Raw genomic sequence first — 22310 nt, forward strand, 5'->3', positions numbered from 1 at the left:
ATATAAATATTATCTTAGCCTTGCAACAAATCATCATTTTGATCAATGACAAATAAATAACCTTTAGAACGTAATGTTTTAATCCACGGCAAACCATCACTCCTAGGCGGAAGTTTTTTTCGTAAATTAGAAACATGAACATCAATCGATCGAGCAAGTGGAACAAACTCTTTGCCTAAAACTGTTTCACTTAATGTATCGCGCGAAATTATTTTACCTGCATTTTCAAGGAGTTTAATTAACACTTGAAACTCCATGCCCGTTAATCCGATATATTTGTTATCAAAATAGACTGATTGTTGCTTTCGATTTACATTCAGTTTATCAATAGTATATTGATTCGGTTTACTTAAATCTTCATCAATAATATTATCCCAATGAGTTCTGCGTAAAAGTGCATTAATTCGAGCAATAAGCTCTCTATCATTAAATGGCTTTAAGATGTAGTCATCAGCACCTAGTTCAAGCCCAATAACTTTATCATACTCATTATCTTTAGCCGTTAAAAATATAACAGGAACAGTAAACTTACCTCTAAGTTGAGACAATACACTAAATCCATTCATTTCAGGCATCATAATATCAAGTAAGATGAGATCTATTGTGCTGTCAAACTTCTCTAAAGCTTCAATACCATTGTTGGCTACTTCAACTTGATATCCCTCTAATTCAAGTAGTTCGCGCAATAATAAAGCAATTTCAGGATCATCATCAACTACAAGTAATTTACTGCTCATTACAGTCCTCTTTATATAATACATTTTTGATACTTTTTACCTTAATAACCAATACAATTTCCATATATAACGCCCATTATATATGTAAAAAATACCAATAATATAGTAAAGTATTGTTAAGTTTTATATGCAAAATATTTTACGTTATTAAAACCTTGGTCAATTAAATAAAGTGCTTGTAATTTACTCATAACGCCTCGTTCACAATATAACAAATATTGTTTTGATTGATCCAAATCCCCAAATTTCGTTGCTAACTTATAAAATGGGATAAGTTTGATGTCATTGTCGCTCAATATGAGTGGATTATTTTCTTGCTCTTCCGGAGAGCGAATGTCGATAACAACATCATCTGGATTAAGCATCGTAACCGTTTCAACCAAGGTAATTGTGGTGTTAGTTTGTTTATTTATTTCACGAATATCGATATTTTCAGCATTCTCAACGGCTTTATCTAAAATGGCAAAATCAAAATTCAACTCTTCAGCTTCAATTTTTTCTTTGATAGCTTTAACCGTTGGACTTTTGGATATAACACCACAAAATTCTGGCATTGTTTTAGCAATGTCTTCAGTGCCTATTTGACGTGCAAGATTGATAATTGTTTCTTTATCGTGCGTGATAAGTGGACGTAAAATCAATGTATCACTTACATTATCAATTAATCGTAAATTAGTTAGTGTTTGGCTCGATACTTGCCCCAATGCTTCGCCTGTGACAAGCGCTTCGACATTATAACGTTGAGCAATTTTCGATGCGGCGCGGATCATCATTCTTTTTAAAATGACCCCCATTTGCCCATCATCAATCTTTTCAAGTATTTCACCCACAACATCAGAAAAATCAACGGCTATAAAACGCACTTTATGCGAACTTCCGAATCGCTCCCATAAATAATGAGCCATCTGTTTGACACCAATTTCGTGAGTTTTTCCACCTAGATTAAAAAAGCAATAATGCACCCGACTACCGCGACGCATTAACATGTAACTTGATACGCCAGAATCAAAACCACCTGATATGAGCGATAAAACATCTTCCTGTGTGCCTGTTGGAAAACCACCAATCCCAGCATGTCGCCCTTTGACTAGTAGTAATTTGTCTTTGTCAATTTCAAGGTTAATGGTGATATCAGGGTTAGTTAATTTCACTTTAGCCGACACAACATGTTGATTAAGCCCACCGCCAACATAGCGTTCAACATCAATTGAAGTAAAGTCATGTTTTCCGCGGCGTTTAACTCGCACACAAAAGGTTTTATTTTCAATTAATGGTGCATAATAATTTAATGCTTTTTCGAATATGTCGTGAACGTCAACAAAGGTAAGTTCATCAACAGCTAGAATGTGATGAATACCTGGAATACGTGTTAATAGCTCAAGTATCTGAGCCTCGCTATTTTCAACCTTTGGACGAACCTCAATAAAATCCCAATGACGAATAACAGCAACATTTTCGATGTGATGCTTTAAAATGTTGCGAATATTGCTCGTTAATATTTTAATAAAGCGTAAACGGACAGAATCACTTTTAATGGTGATTTCAGGAAAGAGCTTAACAATAAATTTCATAAAATCAATGCGAACTATATAAATATGGCGACATTATACTGGTTTTCCTCCAAAACATACAATCGATTATGAAAAATAGTGAAATTATAAAATGAAGAAAGTTCCAATGAGTTTATTTTTTAATAAAGCAATAATACTTTATGTAAAAAGATAATTTTCAGCTATAAATAGCGTGTTTTTACTTATTAAATTGGATAAATGTTCAAAACATATCAATGATATCTTAAATTTTACTTGCTTGTTGTTCTGTCTTTCGCTAATATTTCGCATCAATAAATTCTGTTGTATAACACATAAAATTGACAGGTTGAAATGTACGAGTTTTTAATTATAATCTATTTAATTATTGCAATTGTTATCATTGGATTAGTTCTAATACAACGAGGCAAAGGTGCAGATATGGGCTCATCTTTTGGTGCAGGCGCATCGGCAACTTTATTCGGCTCTTCAGGAAGTGGGAATTTTTTAACCCGTGCTACAACACTATTGGGTATTTTGTTTTTTGTGATAAGCATTTTACTATCAAATTTAGGTAGCAAACCTAGCGTCACTTCAACCAATGAATTTAACATCATTGATGATGTTGTACCAACAACACAATCAAACGAAGACAATACAGCACCTGTAACAGCACCACTTGTTCAACCAGTGCAACAAAATTCGACATCAGATATTCCAGAATAAAAACGGCGCCGTGGTGGTGAAATTGGTAGACACGCTATCTTGAGGGGGTAGTGCTCTAAGGGCATGCGGGTTCAAGTCCCGCCCACGGCACCAAATCAATAAACAGTAACATTCTTTTAAATCCAACAAAGCACATCAAATCCAGCAATAAAAAGCCTTGAAGACTATTTCAGCAACTTAAAGCAGTTTGTAATTTTTGTAATAATACCTTTTACGCTATAGTTCGAAAACAAAAATTAGATTGAATTACTCAACAATAGCTATTTAGGTTACCCATTTAATAATAACAATCACCTGCTCAGTGATAGTCAAAAAATTATTTCAATTCGTGGTTTTGCATAAAAAGCAGGGTGAGCGGTTTGGAAGCCTAAAAATTGCAGAAATTTACCACCTCCTGCTGACTTGGCTTGAAGAATTTTCTGGCATGTTAGAAAAATATAATAACTTTGATTGCATGGGGTGTTTTTACAAATAATACTTTTTATTAATATAATTACATCTGGACTGATTAAAATTATAATTTTGTCAGTCCATAAAAAAGAGGATGGTACAGTAACTTTGATGATTTAAAGACACGTTAGAAAAGAAAAAGATAAATTGCTATTTTCATGGTGTACCAAACATAAGATTAATTGTATCGATTGAACAATCAATAGTTGATGAAATAGACGACTTTATTAAACATGATAGAAGTCATCTAGCCAGTAAAAACCGTTCTGAGTTTGTGAGATTGGCGATAATTGAGAAGCTAAATAGAAATGAATAAATTTAAGATAGTTTTAATGATATTATCTATTGTTTTATTTGGTATTAAGCAATGTAAAAATAAACAAAAACAGCGAAGTAATGAGCTACTAAAAGATATACAACTAAAAGATTTACAAAAAATATTAGATAATCCTAAACTTTATATTAATGACATTAAATCTAAATCTACTAAAAAAGATGAATAAATTTCATGTATATAATCACTAGTGTTAATAAATCTATAAAATAGGTATCCAGTGAAAAAACATTAAAGTAAAGGATACTAATCTAAGCAAAAGCGGGAATAATTGCTAATGCTTGCTTCCACAAAAAATGGAGACAGTTATCTTTATTATGAAGACATCTTATAATTATAGTCTTTTTTATGGAGTTGAATTAAAAAAAGCCCGATAGGGTCTTATTATTTTGCTGATAAACGTGCTTTATGCTTTGAAGCGGCGCGACGGCTTAAATATTTATTGCTATTTTTTGCAAATGCTCTCATTTATTTACCCTAAAATGTTATTTTAATTCTGTAATTTTAACATAATTAAGTTGTGTTCATATATATTCAGTTATATACTTTTAAATACAGGGTATTATGAGAACCTGCATATCTATTAAATGGTCACCGTCAATTTATTTAAATGCGATTTTTATTTTAACGAGACAATAAATGCAAAATATCCAAGTAAATAGATATCCTGCGTTAAATAAAATTTTGTGGGACTATCAAGGGCAAACAATTCCAGAAGACGAAGCTTTCAAAATTTATGAAAGAAGATGGTGCTTTATTAAAGATGTAAAGCTTGCTGCCAACGAAAAAAAATTAATCCATAAACTTATTAAAGAGTATGGAAATGGCTATTTCCTACCTACATGCGTTTAGTTTATGTCATATAAGTTAACTCATCACCAAATAATAGACCATTTATTAAATAATTTTAATATCGATTTTTTAGTGGACAACAATATTTATTTTGGTGGCGGAACTCGAATAGCATTAGAATTAAATGAGTTTAGGGAATCAATTGATATAGATTTATTGTGCCCTACTATTGAATCCTACAGAGCAGTAAGAAATACGGTAACCTCAGATAGTTTAGGATTGTTGGTAAAAAAAGAATTTCAATATATTAGAGAGATATCTTTTGACCGTTATGCTGTACGTGCGTTTATTAAAGAAAATCCAAAACCCATAAAACTTGAAATTGTTAGCTTTGAAAAATATCAGTTAACAGGAAAACAAGGCAAATTATTTCCTATACCATATTTAGATAAAGAGAGCTGTTTCTACACTAAGCTTTTAGCTAATGCCGACAGAGCCACACAACCACCCTATAAAGATATCATTGATATTTTATTTATGCTCCATTGTTGGGGAAGTATACCTCAATCTGCCTTATTAAATGCAAAGATGATTTATGGCAATAGCATTATAAATGGGTTAAAGATAGCGGCTAATGATATAGAAAAAAATAAAGATAAATATTCAACGAATTGTATTAATTTAGGTATATCTGAACAAAATATAAACATCATACTAAATGATAGCTTAAATAAGCTTTTATCCTATCTAGAAAACCAAAAGTAACCATCCCCATTCCATGTATATAAACACAGTGCTATAATGTACCTAACTGTATATTAATGTATTATTTGAGTCTAGGTCGATCCCCAAACATTCGCAACCCTAGCAAACTGGCGCAAATATCTATTAGGGACGTGAGGGGCGTATGGCATTACCGCCACGTATTGTACTTTTGAAAGAGCCGCTAAATTACTTAATTGCAAAATGTGGGATATTTTTCATTGGTGGCAGTTAGAATATATAGATTTAAGTATAATGGTTGAAATCGAAAAGCTTCTTTCAAGTCCCGCCCACGCACCAAATCAATAAACAGTAACATTCTTTTAAATCCTATAAAGCACATCAAATCCAGCAATAAAAAGCCTTGAAGACTATTTCAGCAACTTAAAGCAGCTTATAATTCTTGTAATAATACCTTTTACGTATAGCTCGTATGTTGAAGCAATCTATTTTGAAGTAGATCAAAATGGACTAGAATAACTTGCATCATTTAAAACTGATGATGGCAAAATCTTAAGGGATACTATGAGTAAAATGGCGTCTATAGCGACTGAAAATGTCAAAAACATTAAAGAACCTAAAGGCACAAGAGAGAAGAAACCAATCAGCAAGATTAGCCAAGTAGTCACTTTTATTTAGGCTATCATAACGTTTTATTTATATAATTTAGTAAAAGAAGATACTAATAGGCTACTTGCAGTTAAAAATAAAATTTCGCCGACAATTTGTCGGCGAAAACGTTACAACATAATAGAAAATTACGCAAAACCTTTCAAACCAACCACATGAACATGTTCTTGGTTATTGATCACTTTACGAACCAATTTGTAAGTTGTGCCTTTTTCTGGGCTGATGTTTTCTGGTGCAGCTATAATCAATTGCATCTGTAACCGTTCGCATAGCTCGAACAATGTTGCAATTGATTTGGCATCAAGACGCGCAGCTTCGTCCAAAAATAATAATCGGCATGGTGAAATATCTTTGTTGCGCAGACGCTTAGATTCATCTTCCCAACTTTGAATCACCATCAGTAAAATCGACATCCCTGTACCAATTGCTTCACCTGTTGATAATGCGCCACTTTCAGCACGTAGCCACCCATCAGCACCTCGATTGACCTCAACATCCATTTCTAAGTAATTTCGGTAATCGAGTAGTTCTTCACCAATATTTTGAGCAGTACGTTGCCCCATATCAATATGTGGGTTTAAGCGTTGATAGAGTTTAGCTAACGCTTCAGAGAAGGTAATGCGATTATTACTAAACAGATCTTGATGCTCATTTTGCTCATCAGACAATGCGACTAGCAGTGAGGAGTGGGCTTCACGAACATTGACATTTAAACGCACACCATTAACTTGCCCAAAAGCCACTGCTTGTAAACCTTGGTTAAGTAAGCGGATACGATTTTGCTCACGTTGAATCGTTTTACGAATAATGTTAGACACACTTTTTGAGCTGATCGCTAATTGTTGCTCACGAGATGTCAACTCTTCGGTCAAACGTGATAATTCAATTTCCATCTGTTCAATTGCTTCAATAGGATCATCAGTTTTGACAATATCTTGACGAATTCGCTCGCGTAAGTGAGCGTAAACTGCAATATAAAATTGAATTTTACGTTCAGGCCGTTTTGGATCTTCTGATAGTCTTAATACATCACGTAAATGTTCATTATCATTAACAGCTAGACGTAACGAACCTAACGCCTTATCGGACATAGAACGTAGCTCATCAGCACTTAAGTAAGCAAGTTCTCGGCGATGCAATCGACGTTCAACACTATTTTCTTTAACCAACCTTAATACTAAACACCATCCTGCTTTCGCTTGTACTACCTGTTCGCGAAGTTGTTTATAATCGCGAAGTGTTTGAGTTAAGCGTTTTTGCATCTGTGTCATTTCGCTTTCACACATAATCAGTTGTTTTTCAAGCGATGTACAATGTTGGCGGTTATTATTTAATTTTTGATGGACTTCATCACGGCGTAATCGCGCTCGTTCTTCTGTGATCGCGTCCGCTTTTACGCCAATTTGTTCGATCTCTTTTTGTAGTTCTTGCAACATATCCCGCTTAGTTTCAAATGCACTTTTAAGCGAGGCAAGCGTTTGGTTATATTGATTGTATTTATCTTGATACTGCTGCATCTGACTACGCGCTTCAGCTCTTTGAGCTTCAACCACTTCTAATCGAGACCGTAATTTTTCATTTAAATCACTATTTTCACTCAACATGCCGGCCGAATCTTCATAACTAAAGTGAGCTCGGCGTTGCATGACTTCAGTTAAAGCAAAGACTTGTTGACGAATCGTTTGTTGCTGTGCTTTAACTGTGTTGTAATGTTCACGAAGCGATTCATTTTGTTCAGGATCACTTTGTAAGACTGCCACTAAAGGTTCAAGTTCTGAAACAGTGTTACGATTACGGTTAACATATTGTGCAGATTCTTGCGCTGCAACCAATTGCTCACGTAATTCATCAACCCGATCCGCTAAATCATCATCTGCAAGTAAGTGCATCTGAGCAACAAGCTTATTGACGGTAACTAATTGCTCTTTGCAATTAATAACTTGTTGTTGGTTTTGCTGATCAATGCTTTCTTGAGATGATAATTGACGCTCAATTTCGGTGCGTCTTATTGCTAATTTTTGTGCTTCCGCTTCAGGGTCAATATCAAAAGCAACAGCCAGATATTGTCCTATAAATTGTCCAACATTTTGCTCAATGCGTTGTAATTTTTGTAAATCAAATGAAATCGTTGCATAACGTTCATGTAATTCATCACGTTCAGCCGATAGTTTTTCAAGATGAACTTCACGCGCGGCACGACCAAATAGTGGTACACTTGGGAAACTCGAAAATCGCCATTGACGATCGCCTGTTTTGACTAGTACGGATTTATTCATTTCCTCACAGTCAAAAACACTATCATCAAATGATGAAGGATCACCTTCAATAAAGTAGATATCTTCTGGATAATCTTCATCGCTTGCGGTAAGACTTTCTAATTGCTGTTTAACTAATGATAAGTCTGGTACAACGATAGCTTGCCTTGCTGGACCATAGAGGGCTGAAAAGTAAGGCGCATCATCAATGGTTACGTCTTCATAAATTTCAGAAAGTAATACACCGTTGAAACGTTCAGACAATGCAGATAAACGACCATCATCAACACCACTAGGTTGGTTAAGTTGTTCAATTTGGACATCTAATTGATTACGTCTAAAGCTAATTTGATCTCGTTCAGTAACTAATGTTCGCTCTTGCTCAAGCAGCTTTTGCATATGTTGTGTCACAGCTTGGCTGTTCTTAAACGTTTCTCCGGTTTGTTCTTGCAAAGCAATTAACGCATCTTGGGCTTTTAACCATAATGGTGCCTTTTGTCGATAATCAGCAATTTTCGATTGAATTTGTTCAAGTTCTTGCCTAAATTCAATACGTTTTTCGCTTGATTCGTTAGCTCGCTCAGCATTCTCATCTAACTGGGATTCGATCTCTTGTTTTAATTCGTCAAGCTCATCATAATTAATTTGTCGGCCAATACGTTTACAAAATTGTGTTAATAATGATTCCGCTTCTTTTTGTTCAAAAAAGCGTTGTTCTAGTTCATCTAGTTGTAGCTGTAAATGTTCTGCTTTTTCAGCTTGATAACATTGTGATGGCCATTGTCTTAATGCTTCTTTAGCAGCTACAAAAGAATCACTACGAGTTACATCACCAACCAATTTAACGACCAATTGATAAGCTCGATCGAATTGATTAATGGCGGCATCAGATACACTTAATTTTTGTTCAAGTTCAAGAACTTGTTCAGTGATCTCTCTTTGCTTTTCATCAAACACGGCAAAGTGATCTTCAATATTGCTAATACCTAGTTTTGGTAGCTGACATAATGACTGAGCATTTTTTAGTGCCTGTAAAGCTTGTTGGTATTGAATTGCTCGTGTTTGTTGAACATCAAGTGCTTGCTGATAATCCGCTAATTGTGTTTTGATTTCATCGACTTCTTGCTCTGTTTCGTTAACCTGATCACGGTAAACTTGGTATTGTTCATTCGCCTCAAGTACCACTTCGTTTTGTTCTTCAAGCTTTAAATTTAAGTCATCTAAATCTGCTTGATAGCGGTCGATTTTTTCTTGTTGGCGTAGCGCTGTTTGTGCTAAGTTGAGGTGATCATTAGCGGCTTGTAAATCAGTTTCCAAATCGCTTTGCGCTTCTTGATATTCTTTAAGTTCTTTCGCCGTTTCTACTTGGCGGTATTGATTACTTATAAGCTGATCTTGCGTTTTAAACATATCACGACGCAAGCCAAGTACCGATTCAATATGCACTCGGCGTTCGTTAGCATGACGCATATAATCGGCCGCGACATAATTGGTCGATTCAGTAATAAGATGTTTGAATAAATCACGATCGGATTGTGTAACTCGAATCGCTTCTAGTGTCATTCGGTTTTCACGCAGTGCCGCTTCCATATCTTGGAAAGCTTTACGTACACCACCATTTTCAGGTAATAAATAGTCGCGTAGTGAACGAGTAATCGCACTTGAAATCCCACCATACAGCGAGGCTTCAATTAAGCGATAATATTTACTACGATCAGATGAAGAACGTAAACGTTTAGGTAATATACCAAAGTCAAACATAACTGAGTGATAATCAGTAATCGAGTTAAATTGTTTGAAGATAATGCCGTCCATTGATTCGACTTTATCTTTTAACTCTGGCAACGATAAAATGCGTGCTTGTTTATCATTTAAACGTTCAGTAACTAATTCTGTAGGACTAATAACGACAGGTAAACCTTGCAGTAAAAACGGTTTAATATCCACTTTTTTGTCACGCCCAGCAACCTGTTGTAAACGTACACCACAGATAATTCGTTGGTTACGAGAATTAATTACATCCAGTATTGAATAACAAACACCTGGTTTTAACTTACCATGCAAACCTTTATCACGTGAGCCTGATGTTGCCCCTGCTTCGGTGGTGTTTCTAAAATGCAATAGGGTTAAATCGGGTATCAATGCTGTAACAAAAGCCGCCATCGTGGTCGACTTACCTGCACCATTACCACCAGATAAGGTTGTGACTAGCTGATCAAGCTCAAACGTTCGAGCAAAAAAACCATTCCAGTTTATCAGAGTTAATGAGTGAAATTTGCCGTGTCCAATCATGTTTATTCTATCTCCTCATTAACATCATCATCTTGTTCTTCACTGTTATCATTATCCAAGATTAAGGTCGATTCAATTTTAATTGCTTCACCATCTCGGATTAAACGTAATTGAGCTTCTTGCGCATCATCACCACTACGAACATCTGCCCCAAATCGGAAAATAGCTTCGTTAATACGAAAGCGTGAGCTGTCGTTCCCAACCATAAAAAAAATCATACCAAGCCGTCGTAAGCGATTTAACGCCGTTTTTACTTTATCAAATAATTTTTGGCGATCTAAATCTGACCCCGTTGAGCGTTGATTCACTAATTTAAGTAATTTACTTTCGTCGGCTAACGAAACTAGTTCATCAAATAGCTCTTGTAGGGTAAAAACACCTTCGTGTGCTAATCGTTCAGGGCTTAGATATAAATAACAAAGAACTTTACCAACAAGCATATCAAGTTCAGATAAAACAGATCTTGGAATTAATGTTGTTGAACGAGGTCGAAGATAGAAAAAACCTTCAGGAGCTCGAATTAATTCAACATTATAACGTTGGTAGAATTGTTCAAGCTCAAGTTGAAAATCCATTAAAAACGCGTGATGATCAAGTTCATCAATACCAACATGACGGCCTGAACGTAATAAACTGTCCAGCTCTGGAAAAATAGGATTAGCAATCGCTTGAGCCAATTTTACAGGCATATATTTATCTATGGACGCCTGTGAACTTGCCGCAATGCGTCCCATGACATCATCAAGATGATGAGCCGTTTGTTCTATTTCTAAATCTTTAGTATCTGTCGATGACATGTGCTTGCACCTTAGCTCCATAATCGTTAATAAGTTTCCATTCAGCAGGAATACCAAGCAGATCATCTTCGGCAATACCGAGACGAATAGCTTGATCAATAAATAACCTTGCAATATCAAAATGCTGCTCACGTGGGAACTGAGCTAAATAACTGCGAATGGCAATACCCATATCAAGTGGTTTATTTTCTTGTTTAAAAACCAATAAATTTTGTTCAATATGCGAAATGATATGTTCTTGAATTTCTTCAATCATTTCAAATTCAAGCTCTGTTGGTAATTCCCCTGTCACTTCGGCATCATGTAACGCTAACTCCTCATCACGCATATCAAGTAAGCGCTCGGCATTAGCAAAAGTGAGTGACCAAGGTAAATCAAAATACCCTTGAATCGATTTGCGTAAACGTTGTGAAAATACACGGTTTTTATCTAAGTCGATAGCTGTCCGAATAAATTTATGAACGTGACGATCGTAACCTATCCAAAGATCTATCGCTTTTTGTCCCCAACCAATAATGCGGTCAAGTTTACCTTGTAGATCCATGACTACGTTGTTAATTTTATCTAGTTCAGGTTTATCAAGCGTCGCATCTTGTATCAACAGTAAGCTGGCTTGTAATTTATCTCCAGCAGCTGCTAAAGTATCCTGTAACTCACGCAATGTTTGCGATGTTTCGGTAAGTAATCCTTCACAACTGGTAATTGCGGCTTGCCAATCTTGACTTAATAACGCCGAGATGTTTTGTTTCACATCGGCTTGCTGTTCATCCATGACGCGCTGGGTGATATCAATACTATCAAAAATTTCTGCGACCGAATATTTTAACGGTGCAAAGACATTTCGGTGCCAATGTAAATCATCACCACCTTCGACAGCTGCATCTGCAGCACGTTTTAATTCTTGTGCAACAATAGATAATTGAATAGATAAGCGCAATGTTGAAAATTCACGCTGGCGAATATAATAATCAGAAATACCTATTCCTAATGGCGTTAAACGATAAATTGAAAAGCCATCAGTCATATCACTTGCAAACCGCGTAATAAAACGCTGACGCACTAAATCGTTAATTGCATTATTGGCTCGTATAGTGATGGTATCTTCACTTTGTTCAAAAATTTGTGAAACATGCCTAAAAGCATCAATCAATTCAGATTCTGTCATTTCACCATCAAAACGTTCACTATTTAATACGGCAATAGCCAATAAAAAAGCTAACCTTTCAACTGGCAAAGTGATCGAAAAATCATTCTTTTTTGCCCAAGAGACCAGTTCCGGCACTGATTGGGAAAAATCAATCATAAAAGTTCCTCAATTCAAGGAGAACAAAATCGAAACATACCGTAGAGCTTCCATTGTTTACGGTATAAACAAAAATATCGTCAATTATATAACAATATAGAGTAAATTTGTAACGGAATTCGATGAAAGAATTAAAACTGTATTATTAACATTATGGCGACTTAAATCTAAACTTATAATAATATTAATTAATAAATATCATCAAAATAAATTAAAATCTTATTTCTTGCATAAAAAATAGATTCCCTACTCGCACTGATACCTATTTATGCTAAAATTAATATACTCTATATAAACTAACGTAAGGATGTAACAAAATGCATATCGGTATACCTAAAGAACGGTTAGCCAATGAAGCTAGAGTTGCAGCAACTCCCCAAACTGTTGGACAACTGTTAAAACTTGGTTTTACAGTTTCTGTAGAACAAGGTGCTGGGCATGCTGCTCATTTTGAAGACCAAACTTTTATTGATGCTGGAGCCACAATCCAAAATACACAAGACATTTGGCAAAATGATTTAATTTTGAAATTTCATGCGCCAACTGATGATGAAATCGCATTAATGAAAGAAGGGTTAACTCTCATCAGTTATATTTACCCAGCGCAACACAAAGAGTTATTAGAAAAACTAGCGGCTAAAAATATTACTGTAATGGCAATGGACTGTGTACCACGTATTTCACGTGCACAATCTTTAGATGCGCTCAGTTCAATGTCTAATATTGCTGGTTATCGTTCAGTTATTGAAGCAGCAAACCAATTTGGTCGTTTCTTTACTGGTCAAGTTACCGCTGCGGGTAAAGTCCCTCCAGCCAAAGTGTTAGTTATTGGTGCTGGTGTTGCTGGCCTTGCAGCAATTGGTGCTGCAGTAAGTTTAGGTGCGATTGTTCGTGCTTTTGACACCCGCCCTGAAGTTGCTGAACAAATTAACAGCATGGGAGCTGACTTTTTAGAGCTTGATTTTGAAGAAGAAGCCGGTTCTGGCGATGGCTATGCTAAACAAATGTCAGCAGCCTTTATTGAAGCTGAAATGGCGCTATTTGCTGAACAAGCTAAAGATGTAGATATCATTATTACCACGGCCTTAATTCCGGGAAAACCGGCACCAAAACTTATTTCTAAAGAGATGGTTGAATCCATGAAACCAGGTAGTGTTATTGTTGATTTAGCAGCATTAACTGGAGGTAACTGTGAATTAACTAAACCGGGCGAAGTTTTCGAAACTGAAAATAATGTAAAAATTGTCGGCTATACCGATTTAGCTAATCGTATGCCAGCTCAAGCATCACAACTTTATGGTACTAACATTGTTAACTTATTAAAACTGCTAGCTAAAGAAAAAGATGGCAATATTAATATTAACTTTGAAGATGTTGTTATCCGTGGTGTAACAGTGGTTAAAGAAAAAGAAATAACTTGGCCAGCACCACCAATTCAAGTATCAGCACAACCTCAGAAAAAAACTTCTGAGCCAATTGCTAAACCTGAACCAAAACCAATGGATCCACGCAAAAAATATGGAATTTTTGCATTAGCCATTCTAGCCTATTTCTGGCTTGCGAATTCTGTACCCGAAAGCTTTTTAGGGCATTTCACTGTTTTTGCTTTATCTTGCGTGGTTGGTTATTACGTTGTATGGAATGTTACGCACTCTCTACATACTCCACTGATGTCAGTAACTAATGCAATTTCTGGTATTATTTTAGTCGGAGCAATATTGCAAATCGGTGATGACAACGGTCTAAGTACAGCAATTGCCTTTGTTGCTATTTTAATCGCTAGCATTAATATTTTTGGCGGATTCTTTGTTACGCAAAGAATGCTGAAAATGTTTCAACGTGGCAAGTAAGGGAGGGAATAAACCATGAGTAATGGAATCATTCAAGCAGCCTATGTTATTGCTGCATTACTTTTTATCTTTAGTTTACGTGGTCTTTCTAACCAAGAATCAGCCAAATCAGGAAATATCTACGGTATGATTGGTATGGCTATTGCACTTATTGCAGCAGTAGCTAGTATCAAAGGTGGGTTACACTGGATCGTAATCTCAATGATTATTGGTGCAACAATTGGGCTATACCTTGCTAAGAAAGTTGAAATGACGCAAATGCCAGAACTTGTTGCGCTACTACATAGCTTTGTTGGTATGGCAGCTGTACTTGTTGGTTTAAATAGCTTTTTAGACTTAAACGATCATTCACAACTATTTCATGGTAATGAGCTTACTGTACATTTAGTCGAAATTTTTGTGGGTGTATTCATTGGTGCTGTAACTTTCTCAGGTTCTGTTGTTGCATTCGGTAAATTAAATGGCCGTATTAGCTCTAAACCGCTTTCTATTCCAAATAAACATTATTGGAATTTAGCTGCGATTGTTGTTTCGATCATATTAATGTATACCTTCATTGAAGAAAAAAAAGGAACAGGTGCACTCATTAGTCTATTAATTATGACAATAATTGCATTTGTATTTGGCTTCCATCTTGTTGCTTCAATTGGTGGTGCTGATATGCCAGTGGTAATCTCAATGCTAAACTCTTATTCTGGTTGGGCAGCAGCAGCAGCGGGCTTTATGTTAGGTAACGATCTATTAATTGTAACTGGTGCGTTAGTTGGTTCATCAGGGGCAATTCTGTCTTACATTATGTGTAAAGCAATGAACCGCTCATTTATTAGTGTTATTGCTGGCGGTTTCGGTAGCGATGGTAGCACAGCTAGTTCATCAGACGAAGAACAAGGTGAATACCGTGAAATGCAACCAGCCGAAGTTGCGCAAACATTAAAAGAAGCTCGTTCAGTTATTATTGTTCCTGGTTATGGGATGGCTGTTGCGCAAGCACAAGGTGCTGTAAGTAATATAACAGAAAAACTGCGTGCAATGGATATTGAAGTAAGATTTGGTATTCATCCTGTTGCAGGACGTTTACCTGGTCATATGAACGTATTATTAGCTGAAGCAAAAGTCCCTTATGATATTGTATTAGAAATGGATGAAATCAATGATGATTTCCCTGATACTGACGTTGTTTGGGTTATTGGAGCAAATGATACGGTAAACCCTGCAGCAGCAGAAGATCCAAATAGCCCAATAGCAGGCATGCCAGTTCTTGAAGTTTGGAAAGCAAAAACCGTCATTATATCTAAACGCTCAATGAATACTGGTTATGCAGGAGTACAAAATCCACTATTCTTTAAAGAAAATAGCTATATGCTATTTGGTGATGCTAAAGATAGTGTTGAAAAAGTACTACAAAATCTTTAATAATTAATTTATTAAAATTACTGCGGCTTTTGCCGCAGTAATTTTATAAAATACTAAGGAACCTAATTTAAATTCACTTTAGATAAAAAAATCATTTATTCGATCTATTATTTCACGATGTATCTCAATCCTTGTTTGATTTCTGCCGCCTTTACAAATTATTTCTTCTCTTTTAGCGTCTTGCTCTAAAATATCTATAGCACCTAATTTACAAATTAGTATAAAACTAAAATGCATTGCATTAGAAATAACTTTAAAACCATAAAAAACTGCATTATCGCCAATGACTGTTCTCTTTTGTCGATTATTAGTCGGATACCATATTGCAATATTTAAAGACCTACAGTCCTCTTTGCTATAATAGATTTCTTTAAATACCACATTTTAATAGGCATAATTGAAAAAAGGAAAACAAAATAAGGCAATAAAAATATAGTTTAGCAATTAAATTAATTACTGTTTTAAAATATATCCCTTTCAATTTTTACCTATGCAAATAATGAATAATATAATAAATGGTATAAAACTTTAATATTGCTAATAATTTACTAATTTAGAAATAGGCTTGGGATTATAATAATTAATGATTATCTTTTTTGATTTGTTCTTTATGGTAAAGATAATAAGCTCCACGCGAAACCATTCGAAGTTGAAAAATAAGATCTTCAATTAATTTTTCACGCTGTACGGTGTCAAAATCAATCGCTTCAGCGCCAGCATTAAATGCAATAGTAACCATTGCCTCTGCTTGAGCCTCATTGTAATGATGAGGCATCTGGTTAGCATTATCGAGATAATCAACAAGCTCTACAATAAAGTGTTGAATTTCTCTAGCAATAGCAGAGCGGAAAGCCGATGACGTACCTGCTTTTTCGCGGAGAAGTAATAAAAAGACTTTGGGATTTTTATCAATAAACTCAATAAATGTGGTAACAGATGTCCGTAGTACACTACCACCTTTTTCAATACGCTTACGTGCTTGTCGCAATAATTGACGAAGAGTCAAACCACTTTCATCAACCATGGCCAAACCTAATTCATCCATATCGCGAAAATGGCGATAAAACGAAGTTGCAGCAATACCTGCTTCGCGGGCAACTTCTCTTAAACTTAAACTAGCAAAACCTTGCTCAGCATTAAGTTGATTGAATGCCGCGTCAATTAACGTACGGCGGGTTCTTTCTTTCTGTTGAGCTCGAACACCGCCGCCGATCTTGGTATTTTTCATTTTATAGCTCAATCCTAGTTGTTTATATTTAACCTAATATTAATTTGCTAATTTTAATAATCTCTCTTTTTCAGCAAACACTTTCGGCATATGCTCTCGGATAGTTTTAGCTATAGTTTCATAGCGAGAACGTAATGGCGAACCAGGACGATAGATCAAAGTAATACTGCGTGATGGTACTGGATCTGCACACGGAATATAGCAAATATTATCTCGAACTCGCTCATTAGGTGCCGCAAGCTCTGGAAATAAAGTGATACCACGACCAGCAGCAATCATACTACGAAGTGTTTCTAGACTGGTTGCTTTAAACTGTTTATCCTCATCAATACCAACTTGGAAACAGTAACCCATTGCATGATCTCGCAAACAGTGACCATCTTCTAACATTAAGAATTTTTGCCCTTTTAACTGAGATAATTTAACGACTTTTTTGTTAGCAATTTCATTACTTGCTGGGACAGCTAAAAACATTGGTTCGTCAAACAATGGTAACTCAATAAACTGTGAGGTTTCTTTAACTTGAGCAACAATGGCACAATCAAGTTTTCCACTTTCAAGCTGAGCAACAATGCTAGCGGTTTGAGATTCGTGCAAATAAAGCTCTAACTGAGGAAAACATTCATGTAACACAGTAATCACATGAGGTAAAAGATAAGGTGCTATCGTAGGAATCAAGCCGATATGCATTGGTCCTGACATTTCTTCACCTTGACGACTTGCCATCTCTTTTAGAATTTGAATGTTACGCAAAATCTCTTTAGCTTGCTCAACCAGCATCATGCCTGTTTGAGTAAATAATACTTTGCGACTAGTACGTTCTAATAACATTACGCCTAGTTCATCTTCTAATTTTCTAATTTGACCACTAAGAGTTGGTTGACTCACATTGCAAGCATCAGCAGCTTTACGAAAATGACGAAATTCAGCTAATGAAACAAAATATTCCAAATCACGAATATTCATAATGTCCCCAATAAGTTATCAGTTAATAGTATATACTCAAACAACTTCCATATGTAAAGTTATAACAAATAACATTCTTCATAATTTCTTAAACTATAATGCTTTATAATTTATATTCTGTAAAACAAATAAATAAAAAGAAATGCCGAGTATAGTTTTATTTAGTCTTAATCAGCTAATTAAAATACTCTAATCAGAGCAAAACAAAATCTGTCGCTTTTAATTAAATACTGCCAATATTACTATTGTTGATAATTATATTAAAAAAATCAAATATAATATTTAAACTATTTAATAAAATTACAATTTATTGCGCTAATAAGTACCAATGCTAAGAAACATGGAAAATTATTGGCAATTACGATATAATCGCGCGCTATAGTTGTTATTAAGCCAAAAACACTTTTGAGGTGCGCTATTTTTAGACAAGTTTCACGTTTTTATCGAAAATTTTTTCGCAATGAAGAAAAAAACAACAAACAACAAAAAATTGGTTATGTGTCTATTGCACGTAATGAGCATAATATATCCCGTAAAGATATTAGTGCAAATGCATTAAAAGTCCTTCATCGATTAAACAAACAAGGGTACGAAGCTTATTTAGTTGGAGGATGCATCAGAGATCTCATATTAGGCAAAATGCCAAAGGACTTTGATATCACAACTAATGCAACACCAGAACAGATTCAAAAAATTTTCCGCAACTGTCGATTGGTAGGAAGACGATTTCGTCTTGCCCATATTATGTTTGGTAAAGAGATTATTGAAGTAGCGACTTTCCGTGGAGATCATGATTCTAAGGATGGGCAAAACAATATATCTAAACGTTCACAGTCTGGTATGCTGTTACGTGATAATGTTTACGGAACCGTTGAACAAGATGCAATTCGTCGCGATTTCACTATGAATGCACTTTATTATAGTGCAAATGATTTCACTTTACGCGATTATTGTGGAGGATTAAAAGATTTACAAAAAGGCATTATTAAACTAATTGGCGATCCACAAACACGTTATCGAGAAGATCCCGTTAGAATGCTAAGAGCCGTCCGTTTCGCTGCAAAACTGAATATGGAAATTGAGCCAGCTACCTCAGGGCCAATTAAAGATCTTGCACCATTATTGAAAAATATTCCTTCTGCTCGGCTTTTTGACGAGTCCCTTAAACTATTACAAGCAGGACATGGTTATAAAACTTACCAGTTACTAAGAAAATATTGTCTTTTTGAACAATTATTTCCGACTATTGAGCGTTTGTTGGCTAACAATCAAAATAGTCATTTAGAAAAAATCATTGAGCAAGTTTTAAGAAATACTGATTATCGTATCGCCAACAATAAACGAGTCAATCCTGCATTCCTATTTGCTGCCTTTTTTTGGTATCCAATTATTGAACAAGCAAAAGCAACAAGTGTTGAAAGCGGTTTGCCATTTTATGATTCGTTTTCGATGGCAATTAATGAAGTGCTTAGTGAACAATGTAAAAATATCGCTATACCTAGACGCTTAACCACAATAATGGGAGACATTTGGCGTTTGCAGCTACGTATGAAAAAACGAGATGGGAAACGAGCATTTTCTATTTTAGAACACCCTAAGTTTCGAGCTGCCTATGATCTTTTAGAAATACGAGCATCAATCGAAAAAAGTGAGCTTTTGGAATTAGCTAAATGGTGGGATGAGTTTCAATACACTTCACTCGAAAAAAGAATAGTGATGGTAAAACAGCTAAACAAAATGAATAAACGCAAGGGGAAACGTTAATTTTTAATTCGCACTTTTATAAATAACAGCTATAATGCTGTAATTAAAATAATCATAACAACTTTTTAATCATTGATGAAAAAATTAGCGCCTTCTCTTATTGCAATAGCTGTTACTCTTTCTTTGTATAACGACTCTAGTTATGCTATAGATTTACCCAAAGCCGCCATTAGCAATAACCCTCAATGTCTTATAGATGTTCCTAGGTTTGATCGCCCTTTAGTCAATGGAGACATAAACAGCTTACCTGTAAATGCTCAAGCTAACCGATTGGAAGTATTCTACCCAAATATTGCCATATATAAAGGTGATGTATTAATAGAACAAGGTAACCGCACAGTCCAAGCAGATACCGTAACAATCGATACTCAAGATAACAATAATCGAGCAGTAACCTTAGAAGGTGATATTACTTATCAAGATAATTTAATACAAATGAAAGGCGATAATGCATCAATGAATTTAAATAACAATGATGCAAATATGAGCCCAAGTCAGTATCAGCTTGTAAATAGACTAGGTCGCGGCAATGCTGATCAAATGAAGCTTGAAAAAAATCGATATGTTATTTTAAAAAATGGCAGTTACACATCTTGTCCTGTTAATGACAGTACATGGAACATTAAGGGAACAACGGTTATTCATGACAATGAAGAACAATTACTAGAAGTTTGGAATGCCATATTTAGTATTGGCAAAGTCCCAGTCCTGTACTCACCGTATTTACAGCTACCAACTGGAGATAAACGCCGTTCAGGTTTATTGATGCCTAATTTAGGCTATGACAGTATCGATGGTATTGATTTTTCAATGCCAATTTATTGGAATATTGCACCAAATTATGATGCCACTTTTACACCAAGAGCTTTGCAAAACCGTGGTGTGCAATTACAAACAGAATTTCGCTATTTAAATGAATTAGGATTAGGTACACTCGCATTTGACTGGCTACAACATGATAATAAATATAATGAAGATAGAAGCAATCATGTTAATGGTAACAATTATGATGATAATAACCATCGTTGGTTGTTCCATTGGAAAAATGAAGAGTTAATTAACTATAATTGGCGTTTTTATGCCGATACAACTCGAGTTAGTGACAATCAGTATCTTACTAATCTAAATTCTAAATACGCTTCTCAAACTGCTGGATATTTAACACAGTTTTACAAAATCGCTTATAATGATGAAAATTGGGATATTAATTTAGGCTATAGGCACTTTCAGCCATTTCATTCAGAACTAAAAGACTCGCTTTATCAAACCGAACCGCAGTTGGATATGAGTTATTATAATAATGATTTGGGACCATTCAAATTTAGAACATTTTCTCAAATATCTCGTTTTCTGACATCAGGGGAAAATAAACCTAAAGCATGGCGAGCTCATGTCGAACCAACTCTAAACTATACCTTAACCAATTCTTGGTCATCATTAACCACTGAAGCTGGTTTTATGGCAACACATTATAATCAAGATAGAATCGATAAAGATAGAGATAGAGATATAAACTTAGACAAAACTGTAAATCGTTTTTTACCTAAATTCAGCATCGATGGTAAAGTCATTTTTGAACGTGATGTGAGTTTTATTGATGGTTATACCCAAACATTGGAACCGAGAGTAAAATACATTTATATTCCATATCGAAATCAATCCAATATTGGCGCCTATGATTCCACTATATTACAATCAGATTATATAGGTCTATTTAGAGATCAACCTTATAGTGGTCTAGATAGAATTGCCTCAACAAATAAAATATCAACTGGTGTAACAACTCGGTTTTATGATAATAACAAGGTTGAAAAATTTAACTTATCCATTGGACAAATTACTTATTTTACTAAATCAAAAACTAGTGAACATAATAATGATTTAGATGAAAAATCTGATACAGGTAGCATTACTTGGGCATCTGATAATTTTTGGCGCATAAGTGATGATATAATCTTTCGAAGTGGTGTTCAATATGATACTCGAATTGATACGATTTCATTAGCTAATACAATATTTGAGTACCGACCATCAGGTGATAAGTTAATGCAATTATCTTATCGATATGCAAACCATAACTATATTGACATTGTAGATAAAAACCCTTCTTATAGAGGCTATAAGCAAAATATTTCTCAAGCAGGAATAATGACTGCTTGGCCATTATCGCAAACAGTTAGTGCTGTTGGTTCATATTATTATGATGTTAAATTAAAACAAACTGCAGATAGCTTTGTTGGTTTGCATTATAGTGATTGTTGTTGGGGGATGACAATACAATATGGTAGAAAGCTAACAGATTGGGACAATATTTCTCGAAAAAGTAAATATGAAAATAAATTGTCTATTAACTTCGAATTACAAGGTTTAGGAAACAACCGAGATACCAAAGCTAAAATGTTAAATTTCGGTAAGCTACCATATACAACAACATTTGAATAAAATACTTCTGTAACTATACATTACTGATAAATTTATTGTA

The 22310-nt window shown here is 35.0% G+C and carries 16 protein-coding genes and 1 tRNA gene; 9 read left to right on the forward strand and 8 right to left on the reverse strand.

Annotation, left to right across the window (positions count from 1 at the left end):
• Nucleotides 1–14 precede the first annotated feature (14 nt).
• Both ACYIAJ_RS03860 and thiI read right to left on the reverse strand, forming a co-directional pair.
• Entirely contained in the window at nt 15–737 is a 723-nt protein-coding gene (locus ACYIAJ_RS03860; protein ID WP_483558547.1) for a response regulator, read from the reverse strand.
• Between the two features lie 116 nt (nt 738–853).
• Entirely contained in the window at nt 854–2308 is a 1455-nt protein-coding gene (gene thiI, locus ACYIAJ_RS03865; RefSeq protein WP_483558548.1) for a tRNA uracil 4-sulfurtransferase ThiI, read from the reverse strand.
• A gap of 312 nt (nt 2309–2620) precedes the next feature.
• Here thiI and secG point away from each other — a divergent pair, with 312 nt between their 5' ends.
• From secG to ACYIAJ_RS03890, 5 genes are all read left to right on the forward strand, one after another.
• Nucleotides 2621–2992 (forward strand): preprotein translocase subunit SecG, encoded by a 372-nt coding sequence (gene secG / locus ACYIAJ_RS03870; protein WP_483558550.1) that lies wholly within the window; start codon nt 2621–2623, stop codon nt 2990–2992.
• 7 nt (nt 2993–2999) lie between these two features.
• Nucleotides 3000–3085 (forward strand) — tRNA-Leu (locus ACYIAJ_RS03875).
• Nucleotides 3086–3750: 665 nt separating this feature from the next.
• The gene (locus tag ACYIAJ_RS03880; protein ID WP_483558552.1) at nt 3751–3945 is read left to right on the forward strand and encodes a hypothetical protein; all 195 of its coding nucleotides are present in this window, start codon (nt 3751–3753) and stop codon (nt 3943–3945) included.
• A 470-nt stretch (nt 3946–4415) separates the two neighbouring features.
• Nucleotides 4416–4628 carry a hypothetical protein gene (locus ACYIAJ_RS03885; RefSeq protein ID WP_160402071.1) on the forward strand — a complete coding sequence of 71 codons (213 nt, stop codon included), beginning with the start codon at nt 4416–4418 and terminating at the stop codon, nt 4626–4628.
• 3 nt (nt 4629–4631) lie between these two features.
• Complete coding sequence (locus tag ACYIAJ_RS03890) at nt 4632–5333, forward strand: nucleotidyl transferase AbiEii/AbiGii toxin family protein (RefSeq protein ID WP_483558553.1); 702 nt, start codon at nt 4632–4634, stop codon at nt 5331–5333.
• A 755-nt stretch (nt 5334–6088) separates the two neighbouring features.
• On the opposite strand, the gene mukB is transcribed toward ACYIAJ_RS03890, so the two are convergent.
• Genes mukB through mukF form a run of 3 tightly spaced genes read right to left on the reverse strand, consistent with a single transcriptional unit; the run spans nt 6089 to nt 12607 of the window.
• Complete coding sequence (mukB, locus tag ACYIAJ_RS03895) at nt 6089–10507, reverse strand: chromosome partition protein MukB (protein WP_483558555.1); 4419 nt, start codon at nt 10505–10507, stop codon at nt 6089–6091.
• A 2-nt stretch (nt 10508–10509) separates the two neighbouring features.
• Nucleotides 10510–11241, reverse strand: coding sequence for a chromosome partition protein MukE (gene mukE, locus ACYIAJ_RS03900; protein ID WP_483558720.1), 732 nt, complete (start codon nt 11239–11241; stop codon nt 10510–10512).
• Nucleotides 11242–11284: 43 nt separating this feature from the next.
• Nucleotides 11285–12607 (reverse strand): chromosome partition protein MukF, encoded by a 1323-nt coding sequence (gene mukF / locus ACYIAJ_RS03905; RefSeq protein WP_483558556.1) that lies wholly within the window; start codon nt 12605–12607, stop codon nt 11285–11287.
• 317 nt (nt 12608–12924) lie between these two features.
• Here mukF and pntA point away from each other — a divergent pair, with 317 nt between their 5' ends.
• Together pntA and pntB are read left to right on the forward strand one after the other, a co-directional pair.
• Entirely contained in the window at nt 12925–14457 is a 1533-nt protein-coding gene (gene pntA / locus ACYIAJ_RS03910; RefSeq protein ID WP_483558558.1) for a Re/Si-specific NAD(P)(+) transhydrogenase subunit alpha, read from the forward strand.
• Nucleotides 14458–14472: 15 nt separating this feature from the next.
• Nucleotides 14473–15870, forward strand: a complete 1398-nt coding sequence (pntB, locus tag ACYIAJ_RS03915; RefSeq protein WP_483558560.1) for a Re/Si-specific NAD(P)(+) transhydrogenase subunit beta — start codon at nt 14473–14475, stop codon at nt 15868–15870.
• A gap of 78 nt (nt 15871–15948) precedes the next feature.
• Here the strand turns inward: pntB and ACYIAJ_RS03920 are convergent, their stop codons facing one another.
• The 3 genes from ACYIAJ_RS03920 to oxyR form a co-directional block, all read right to left on the reverse strand.
• Nucleotides 15949–16251 carry a hypothetical protein gene (locus ACYIAJ_RS03920; RefSeq protein ID WP_483558562.1) on the reverse strand — a complete coding sequence of 101 codons (303 nt, stop codon included), beginning with the start codon at nt 16249–16251 and terminating at the stop codon, nt 15949–15951.
• 199 nt (nt 16252–16450) lie between these two features.
• The gene (gene fabR / locus ACYIAJ_RS03925) at nt 16451–17098 is read right to left on the reverse strand and encodes an HTH-type transcriptional repressor FabR (protein WP_483558564.1); all 648 of its coding nucleotides are present in this window, start codon (nt 17096–17098) and stop codon (nt 16451–16453) included.
• A gap of 39 nt (nt 17099–17137) precedes the next feature.
• Entirely contained in the window at nt 17138–18064 is a 927-nt protein-coding gene (gene oxyR, locus ACYIAJ_RS03930; RefSeq protein ID WP_483558566.1) for a DNA-binding transcriptional regulator OxyR, read from the reverse strand.
• Nucleotides 18065–18481: 417 nt separating this feature from the next.
• Here oxyR and pcnB point away from each other — a divergent pair, with 417 nt between their 5' ends.
• Nucleotides 18482–19828 (forward strand): polynucleotide adenylyltransferase PcnB, encoded by a 1347-nt coding sequence (pcnB, locus tag ACYIAJ_RS03935; RefSeq protein WP_483558722.1) that lies wholly within the window; start codon nt 18482–18484, stop codon nt 19826–19828.
• Between the two features lie 75 nt (nt 19829–19903).
• Nucleotides 19904–22270: an LPS assembly protein LptD gene (gene lptD / locus ACYIAJ_RS03940; RefSeq protein WP_483564360.1), complete on the forward strand. Its 2367-nt coding sequence runs from the start codon at nt 19904–19906 to the stop codon at nt 22268–22270.
• Nucleotides 22271–22310: the final 40 nt, after the last annotated feature.

Source organism: Gilliamella sp. X-46 (assembly GCF_057063525.1).

Bases quoted from the DNA above. Each gene is read 5' to 3' on its own strand.
- secG (WP_483558550.1), top strand. From the start codon at position 2,621: ATGTACGAGTTTTTAATTATAATCTATTTAATTATTGCAATTGTTATC.
- oxyR (WP_483558566.1), bottom strand. From the start codon at position 18,064: ATGAATATTCGTGATTTGGAATATTTTGTTTCATTAGCTGAATTTCGT.
- ACYIAJ_RS03885 (WP_160402071.1), top strand. From the start codon at position 4,416: ATGCAAAATATCCAAGTAAATAGATATCCTGCGTTAAATAAAATTTTG.
- ACYIAJ_RS03860 (WP_483558547.1), bottom strand. From the start codon at position 737: ATGAGCAGTAAATTACTTGTAGTTGATGATGATCCTGAAATTGCTTTA.
- mukF (WP_483558556.1), bottom strand. From the start codon at position 12,607: ATGATTGATTTTTCCCAATCAGTGCCGGAACTGGTCTCTTGGGCAAAA.
- mukE (WP_483558720.1), bottom strand. From the start codon at position 11,241: ATGGGACGCATTGCGGCAAGTTCACAGGCGTCCATAGATAAATATATG.
- pntB (WP_483558560.1), top strand. From the start codon at position 14,473: ATGAGTAATGGAATCATTCAAGCAGCCTATGTTATTGCTGCATTACTT.
- lptD (WP_483564360.1), top strand. From the start codon at position 19,904: ATGAAAAAATTAGCGCCTTCTCTTATTGCAATAGCTGTTACTCTTTCT.
- fabR (WP_483558564.1), bottom strand. From the start codon at position 17,098: ATGAAAAATACCAAGATCGGCGGCGGTGTTCGAGCTCAACAGAAAGAA.
- mukB (WP_483558555.1), bottom strand. From the start codon at position 10,507: ATGATTGGACACGGCAAATTTCACTCATTAACTCTGATAAACTGGAAT.
- ACYIAJ_RS03880 (WP_483558552.1), top strand. From the start codon at position 3,751: ATGAATAAATTTAAGATAGTTTTAATGATATTATCTATTGTTTTATTT.
- thiI (WP_483558548.1), bottom strand. From the start codon at position 2,308: ATGAAATTTATTGTTAAGCTCTTTCCTGAAATCACCATTAAAAGTGAT.
- pntA (WP_483558558.1), top strand. From the start codon at position 12,925: ATGCATATCGGTATACCTAAAGAACGGTTAGCCAATGAAGCTAGAGTT.
- ACYIAJ_RS03890 (WP_483558553.1), top strand. From the start codon at position 4,632: ATGTCATATAAGTTAACTCATCACCAAATAATAGACCATTTATTAAAT.